Source organism: Nocardia farcinica (assembly GCF_029867845.1).
Taxonomy (GTDB): domain Bacteria; phylum Actinomycetota; class Actinomycetes; order Mycobacteriales; family Mycobacteriaceae; genus Nocardia; species Nocardia farcinica_A.
This window is the reverse complement of record NZ_JARWRU010000152.1, coordinates 1-6,919: the sequence shown is the minus strand read 5'-3', so window position 1 is coordinate 6,919 and position 6,919 is coordinate 1. Positions and strand designations below refer to the sequence as shown.

Genomic DNA, 6,919 nt, shown 5'->3' with positions numbered 1-6,919 from the left:
GCGGGGGGGGGGGGGCGCCGGGGGGGGGGGCCCCCCGGCGCGGCGGGCCCGGGCGGGGGGGGGGGGGGCGGGGGCGCCCCGCCCTCGCCCGCTGCCGGAGGCGCGGAGACCTCGCCCGCCCCCGGCGGGAGCCACACGGGGTCGACGGCGATCCCGGCCGGGGCGTAGGGGATGCCCGCGCGCCAGCCGGTGCGGGGCGGGCGGTCGGCGTGCCAGTCGTGGCCGAGGCCGATGGCGTGCTGCTCGGCGTCGCGCCAGGTCGCGATCGGATCGGCGCGCAGAAAGTTCGACTCCGCGAGCGCGGCCCGCAGCAACACCAGGTCCTGCGGGAGGGGGGTGCCGTCGATGAGCCGATTCCAGGCCTCGGCGACGTCGGCGATGGCGTCGAGGGTCCGGCGGACCAGGGTGCCGTCCCGGGGGTCGCGGATGAGGTGCTCGTCGCGCATGAGGTGGTTCTTGATCTGCTCGATCTCGGCGCGGCCGAACTCGGGCCGCGGATCGTCCGGCTGATCGGCGAGGATCTCGGCCAGGTTGTCCGCGATGCGGTCGATATCGCTGTCGTCGGCGCGATAGCGCGCGTACTCGTCCTCGGCCCATCGCTGCACCCGTGCCCACGCCTCGCGCTGCGCCCGCCGACGCTCCCGGAACTCCGGGGTGAGATCGCCGTTGTCGGGGGTGTGCTCGGCCGGGTTCCATTCCCGCACCATCGGCTGCACGTCGGCGGGCCGGTTGCGGAACCACGGGTGACCCCGGAAACCGGGACGGACCCTGGTGGGGTTCGCGGGGTCGGCGAACCAGGTGAAGCCGGACAGTTTCGCCGTCTCCAGGATGATCCGCATCGTGTGGTAGAAGACGTCGGCGAAGGGCAGCGTGTAGGTGTCGATGCCGTGGGTGACCGGGCTGCCGCCGGGGATGGCGGGCAGGAGTCCATGGTTGATCGCGCCGGGCGGGGTGCCCGCGGGCGGATCGACGAACACGTCGACCACACCGGCTTGCAGCGGGTTCACCGCCCAGCCGCTCACTCCCTCGGGCAGGTCGCGCGGGCTGAACTTCTTCGGCACGCCGCTGTCGTCGCGTCCGGTGGTCCACTCCGGTCGGGTGGGATCCACCTCGTGCCAGCTGCCGTCGCCGGCGCGCCAGCGGGTCAGGTGCAGGCCGGGGTTGCCGTTGCCGGGCGGGGCGACGAGGAATTCGCGCACCGGCGCGGGCAGGTGCACCGGTTGCCAGGCGCCCTCCCGGTCGGCGACGAGGGCGCGGTACTCGATGGTCGTCTCCGGCCGGACCATCGCCTGCGCGAGCGCACCGCTGCGCCGCAACGCCTCCGCCAGCGCGGCATCGTGATCGGCGAGCGGGGCCGTGGGGCGCCCGCGCGGACCGGCCACGATGATCCTCGGGTGCTCCCCCTGCACCAGACCGACGCGATCGGTGATCGGGCGCGCACCCGCGTCGGCGAACAGGTCGCGGTACGCGCCTGCCGAGTCGGCCGGCAGGCCGGGACGGGACGCGGCTCCGTCGGCGGCCGGCGGGTCGGCGGCGGTCGGCGGGTCGGCGGCATCGGGGTCGGTGGTGTGCCGGTGGACCGACCGCTCTCGCACCGGGCCCGCGTGCACGGCCGGGTTGGCGTTCCCGACCGGTCCGGTGGTCGACAGCGGCGCGTCGGGTGTGGCGGCCGGGCTCGGTGCGGCCTGGCCGGTGGTTGGCGGCTCGCCTGCCGACGCCGAAGTCTGCGAGCCGGGAAGTCCGGTCGATGAGGGGCCGGTCTCCGCTGTGCCGACGGCATCCTGGTGCGTGGCGGCGCCACGGACGTCGTTCGCCACGGTCCCGTCCGGGGACGAGACCGCCTCCGTCGCGGCGGCGAGCTCCGGCGAACGGGAGCCGGCCGGCCCTCCCGCCGGGTCGGCGGCACCGGGATCGCCAGTCGGCCCGACAGGATCAGCGGCACCGCGATCACCCACCGGCCCAACAGGCTCAGCGGCACCCCGATCACCCACCGGCCCGACAGGCTCAACGGCACCGCGATCACCCACCGGCCCAACAGGCTCAACGGCACCCCGATCACCGATCGGCACAGCAGGATCGGCGGCACGGTCGGCGTACGCCGCCGCAACCGGGTCTTGCGCCCGGCTGCCGTCAGGAACTCCGGCCGGATCCGCACCTCGGGGACCGTCCGGCGGGGCGGCCCGCTCCGACACGACGCGGCCGTCCGTGACCGCCGGGTCAGGAGAACGGTTGCCCTCCGACGCCCCGGTCGGCTCCGGCATCCGGCGGTGCTCCGAGGCCGGATCACCCGCCGGGCCACGAGTGCCCTCCGTCGAGGCCGGTCCCTGCGCCCGGGGTGCGGCGGGTGCCGCGCCCGCGGGACGGGTCGGCTCCGAATCGGGTCCGGGTGCGGCGGGCCGATCGCCCTCGGCGGCGGGCCGGCTCGCGGCGGTGTCCGGGGCGGGGGTGGTGGATCGGTGCCCGCGCGTACCGTCGTCCGGCGCGGGATACCACTCGGGGTGTCTGCCGCGGTGGAAGGAGTCGGCCACCGCCCGGCTGCCGCCCGCGAGCGCGCCGTTGGACACCCCGGCGCTGAGCAGGCGCGGATCGAACTCGGTGTTCGCCGCGTTCTCCCATGCCTTGTCCCAGCCGTACCGGTAGGCGTCGATTCCGAACTGCGTGACCACGCTCGCACCGAAACCCGCCACGGCGCCGAACGCGCCCGCGGTGCCGCCGGTGACTGCGCCCCGGAGGAAGTCCGGCATGCCGGCGAGCCGGTGGCCGAGCCGATCCCCGATCGGGCTCGCCACGCCGGCGCCCGCCGCCGAAGCGACCGCGGTGACCGCCAGCTGCACCCCGTCGAAGTCCGCCCGGTGGCCTCGCGCCAGCTGGTAGCCCTGGACGCCGGCTTCCTGGAAAGTGCCGATCATGGTGTCCAGCGCCAGGTGCCGGACGGTGAACGCGGCGACCTTCTGCCCGACCAGCCGGGCGAGGTGCTGGGTGACCCGGTTCATCAACTGCTCGGCCAGGATTCTGATCCCCACCCGGGTGAGTCCGATCGCGGCCGCTTCCACGGCAGGCGCGGTCGGCGGGAAGACCCACGCCGCGGCGATCTCGACGGCCAGCAGAGCCAGCGACGAGATCATCATCAGCTGGGCGTATTCCAGCTCGGTGCCGACCGCGTCGGCCACCTCGGCCACGCTGTCGAAGTATTTCGCCAGCTCCTCGACCGACTGGTCGCCACTGCGCAGATCATCGAAGGTTTCGGCCATCTTCTCGATGCCCTCGCCCTGCGGATAGGCGGCGAGCGAGGCGGACTTCGCGGCGTCGATGTCGTCGAGGACGGCGCGCAGTCCCGCGGCCGCGGTGCGCCAGTCGTCGGCGACGGCGAACATGCCTTCGGGGTCACCCTCCGGCCAGTCCGAGCCGGCGACCCATTCCAGCCAGCGCAGATAGTCGGGCAACTCGGCCATCAGCGGTTGCGCTCCGTGCCGATCCGGTCAGCCGAACTGCCCCTCGTTGCCCGCTTCCGTGGCACGCCACATCCGTGCGGCGTCGTACTGCGTGGTGCTGAACCGGTCGAAGGTCTCGGCGATCGCGGCTGCGTTCTGCTCGAGGTTCCTCTTGGAGGCCAGGTAGCCGTCGGCGCCGTCGGCGAACCGCCTGCCGATCCTGTCCCGCCCCCACGGCTCGCCACGACCGGCCAGCGAGGAGGCCAGGGTGGCCAGCACGGCACCGACGGCGTCACGCACGCCGCCCGTCGCGCCCGCGGCCCTGTCCAGCAGATACGGGTAGTTCTCGACACTGCTCATGCACATCACTCCTCGAACCGCGTGGCGGGCGACGGCCGCCGCTTCTCGTCTTCGCGATCGCGTATACCGACGGTGCCAGCGGCGGGCGACGCGCGCGTGGCGCCGACATGAACGCCCGGTGCCCGGGAGCCGACTGCGGATCGAATCCTGGTCTCGCGCAGGCGATCACAGCCCGCGGGGTGGTCACCGGGTGGACCGCGACCGGCCGCGTGCGAGGATCGGACGATGCGTGTATTGCTACAGCGCGTCACCTCGGCGCAGGTCGCCGTGGACGGTGCGGTGGTCGGCCGGATCGAGCCCGACCGGCACGGCTTGCTCGCCCTGGTCGGCGTCACCCACGGCGACGATCTCGCGAAGGTGCGGACGCTGGCGGAGAAGACCTGGCGGTTGCGCATCCTCGACGGCGAACGCTCGGCCGCCGACCTTTCCGCGCCGATCCTGGTGATCAGCCAGTTCACCCTCTACGCCGACACCGCCAAGGGGCGAAGGCCGTCCTGGTCGGCGGCGGCGCCTGGCGCGGTGGCAGAACCACTCGTCGAGGCGTTCGCCGAAGAGTTGCGTGCCCTCGGCGCGACCGTGGCGACCGGCCGGTTCGGTGCACACATGAGTGTCGAACTCACCAACGACGGGCCGGTGACAGTGCTGCTCGAGGCCTGATCGGAGCAGACGCGCCGCGCATGCCGCCGGGCCGGGCAGAGCGGGAGAGGGCACGGTTGCGCGCCCTCCGGCAGCGGATCGGCCCGCGATGTGGCACACTGCGGCGAGCACGCGGCCCGGACCGCCGTGTCGGAAGGTGAAGCGGGAGTTGAAGATCGCGATGGAACTGAGCGCGATCGAGCGCCAGGTGGCGGTGGATCGCAGCGCGGCGAGGGATCGCACGGCCGAGAGCGAACTGGCGCTGGCGGCCTCACTGTGCGAACTGGCCAAGGCGCTGCTCGCGACCAGGACCAACGGCGCGCCGCGCGACCGTACCGCCGAGGCGATCGCCCCGGCGCAGGAGTCGGTGGGCATCCGGCTGCACTGGCTGCTCAACGGCTACGTCTCGGCCCAGCACGCGGGCGCGGTGCAGGAGGCGCTGCGGGTCTTCGAACAGGTCACCCGTCAGACCGGGCATCGCGAGCTGGCCGTCACCACCATCCGCAACGCCTGCCACACCTACCGCGAGGTGGCCGAGCGCTATCCGCACGTGGCGGGCACCTGCGCCGACGGCCTCGGCAAGTGCGGGGTGTGGCTGGGCAAGCTCGACCAGGACGCCGCGGTGGCCGCCACCGTCGACGCCGCGCGCATCCGCGCCGAACTGGCCACCGCCAATCCCGAGCTGGCGGGCAAGTACCTGGCCAGCCTGAGCACCCTGTTGCGCACCCTGATGGTCGGGCGCTCGCGCAAGCAGGCCATCTCCATGTACCGGGAGCGCTACTCGGCCTTCACCCCGATGAGCCTGCAGATCCGGCTGCGCGCCTGCGGGGTCAGGGATCTGGATCTGACCCCGAAGTCGCTGGCCGCGCTCACCGAACTGGAGTGCCGCACCCTGGAGGCGGCGGGCAGGCTCACCCAGCAGCAGATCCTGCGCAAGACCTCGGGCGATCTGTCCACGGTGGAGGAGATCAACTGGCGGCTGGCCCTGGTCGGCCTGCGGCCGTTGCAGCCCGGCTCCGATCCCGAGCCACCGTCGCTGCCGGTGGAGATCGGCCCCACCTTCGGCGCGCTCGGCGTGCGCTGCCCCGATCGCGACGCCATCGACCAGATCAAGAAGGCCATCGTCGCCGCCTACGCGATGGACGATGCCCGCCCGGTCGACTCGAGCACCTATCGCGCGCAGTCGGAGTCGTTCTGGGGCATCGGCGAGGCCGAGATGAACCACGCCACCGCGCTCGGCGACGACATCGTCATCGTCGACCTGTCCTACGGCGGCTGGGTCACCGTGATGAGCCTGAACTGGGAACTCACCCCGGTGGGCACCCATCCGCTGGCGCTGCGGCTGTCCTCCCAGTGGCCGGTGGTCAGCGTGACCGCCACCGACAACACCAGCTACGAGCTGTGCCGCTACGAGCGGGGCAAGCCCATCCAGTACGCGGCGCTGGGCCGCGTGCCCGGCGGCGGCACCACCCAGCCGCTCGGCCCGCTGGACTTCGGCTGGCTGGCCGCCTACGGCGCGCACTTCGCCACCGAGAACAAGCTGCGGGTGGCGTTCGGCAACACCCAGAGCTTCGCCAATCTCACCTATCTGCCCGGCAGCGGCCTGCGCCAGATCCGCAAGACCATGCCGCTGATCGACCACGATCACGTGCTGTTCTTCCGCGGCGATCCGGCGCGCTGAGTTCCCGTCGCGGGCACCGCGTTCCGGGTTCGCGGCCGGTCGTTGCCGGTCGCGCCCCGCCGACGAGTCGATGCGAGGCAAACCGTGTCGGTATCACAAAACTTGTGTCGCGTCGCATAAGTGCGGTTACAGTGCTCCTCGCGGCCGGTCCGCGGTGACCGGGCAGGCCGCGTCGTGACCGCTACGACGTCGTGACCGCTACAACAGTGAGAAACGTGTGATGAAGCCGCGCAATACCGTTCCCGGAGCCCCGCGAAGAACCGACGGCAAGCTTTACTCCCGGCTCCTACCCGCTTGGCTCGCCCTCCTGCTCGGCGCGGTGTGCCTGGTCGCCGCAGGTTGCGGCGGCGAATCCGACGCCCCCTCCGGCGAGGGCAAGTACGCGCTGCTGCCGGTGCCCGCGCGCAGCGCGCTGCCGGTGCGCGACGGTCAGTTCGAATTCATCCTGGCCAAGACCGAGATCGAGATCCCCCGGATCGGCGGCCCCACCTCCGGCGACGAGGCGGAGGGCCAGTTCGCCGTCGTGCACGTGCAGGTCACCAACACCTCCGACACCCGCAGCGTCTTCGACTACTCCTATCAGGAGCTGCTCGACGACAACGGCGCTGCCTACACGCCGCATCTGAAGGCCACCATGGCGCTCAACGGCGAGTTCCGCCACGAGTACGGTCCCGGCGCCTCGACCACCCTGCAACTGGCCTTCGACATCGCCGAGGACGCCACCCCGGCCGCCCTCGTGCTGCATGCCGTCGCCCGGGGGGCCCGGCCCCCCCGGGAGCGGGAAGGTCACAGGGGGGGGCACCCCCCCCCC

Annotated in this window: 4 protein-coding genes and 1 pseudogene; 3 read left to right on the top strand and 2 right to left on the bottom strand. The window is 72.9% G+C overall.

Going from position 1 to position 6,919, the window contains the following annotated elements; all coding sequences use genetic code 11:
* Nucleotides 1-3,452, bottom strand: a pseudogene (locus QH283_RS03050) (hypothetical protein); the annotation flags it as partial.
* Between the two features lie 27 nt (nucleotides 3,453-3,479).
* Nucleotides 3,480-3,791, bottom strand: coding sequence for a hypothetical protein (locus QH283_RS03045; protein WP_280501499.1), 312 nt, complete (start codon nucleotides 3,789-3,791; stop codon nucleotides 3,480-3,482).
* A gap of 225 nt (nucleotides 3,792-4,016) precedes the next feature.
* Here QH283_RS03045 and dtd point away from each other — a divergent pair, with 225 nt between their 5' ends.
* The 3 genes from dtd to QH283_RS03030 all read left to right on the top strand — a co-directional run.
* Complete coding sequence (dtd, locus tag QH283_RS03040; protein WP_280501498.1) at nucleotides 4,017-4,448, top strand: D-aminoacyl-tRNA deacylase; 432 nt, start codon at nucleotides 4,017-4,019, stop codon at nucleotides 4,446-4,448.
* A gap of 148 nt (nucleotides 4,449-4,596) precedes the next feature.
* Nucleotides 4,597-6,108 carry a hypothetical protein gene (locus QH283_RS03035; protein ID WP_280501497.1) on the top strand — a complete coding sequence of 504 codons (1,512 nt, stop codon included), beginning with the start codon at nucleotides 4,597-4,599 and terminating at the stop codon, nucleotides 6,106-6,108.
* 220 nt (nucleotides 6,109-6,328) lie between these two features.
* A partial coding sequence (locus tag QH283_RS03030) for a DUF4352 domain-containing protein (protein ID WP_280501496.1) occupies nucleotides 6,329-6,919 on the top strand: 591 nt, incomplete at its 3' end.